A 939-nucleotide genomic window follows, 5' to 3' on the forward strand; every position below is an offset into this window, starting at 1 on the left:
GTTCTAATCCCATTCCAGTATCTACCGATGGATTAGGTAATTTTACAAGTGAACCATCATTAATGCGATTAAATTGCATAAAAACAATATTCCATATTTCAATGTAATCATTTATTTTTTTTCCGAGATTGTTAATTTTTTTATTAAATGTATTATTTTTAAGAGTATAAAATATTTCGGTACAAGGACCACATGGACCTGTATCTCCCATTTGCCAGAAATTATCTGAAATATCGGAATTTTTTGTTTTGTTACCGACAAGTATAATCCGTTCAGGATGAATACCTATTATATTTTTCCAAATATCATATGTTTCTTCATCTTTTTTATAAACGGTTATTAAAAAATTTTCTTTTGGTAATGAAAACCATTTTTTAGACGTTAATAATTCCCAAGAGTAAAGAATAGCTTTTTTTTTAAAGTAACTACCAAAACTAAAATTACCTAACATTTCGAAAAAAGTATGATGATGAGTACTATATCCTACATTTTCTAAATCATTATGTTTTCCTCCGGTTCTAAGACAAGATTGAGCGGTAGCAATTTTAGAATATTGATTAGATTTATCTTGTCCTAAAAAAATGTTTTTAAATTGATTCATTCCTGCATTAGTAAATAAAATCGATGTATCGTTTTTAGGTATTAAAGAACTACCTTGCATTATTTTGTGTTTTTTTTTGTGAAAAAATTTTAGGAATTGATTACGTATTTCTATGGTTTTTTTATTCATATGATTCAGTGTAGTTTAGATATTTAATATTTTTACTAGTTTATAGAAATTTTAAATTATTAATAACATTATGATTTAAAATTATTTTTTTTACTAAAAATATTAGTATCGATTATTAATTTATGAAATAGAAAATTAGTTAGATATTAGATTAAACATTTATTTTTTAACATTTGTTAACTTTTAAATTGTAAATGACAATTATTTTT

At 23.2% G+C, this 939-nt stretch carries 1 protein-coding gene; it reads right to left on the bottom strand.

Going from position 1 to position 939, the window contains the following annotated elements; all coding sequences use genetic code 11:
* The coding region (locus LDP10_RS02980; protein ID WP_265197258.1) for an alanine--tRNA ligase-related protein at positions 1-730 on the bottom strand (730 nt) is incomplete at its 3' end.
* Between the last annotated feature and the right edge of the window lie 209 nt (positions 731-939).

The sequence above is a fragment of the Buchnera aphidicola (Pemphigus obesinymphae) genome (assembly GCF_026122815.1).
In the GTDB taxonomy this organism is placed as follows: Bacteria; Pseudomonadota; Gammaproteobacteria; order Enterobacterales; family Enterobacteriaceae; genus Buchnera_C; species Buchnera_C aphidicola_BJ.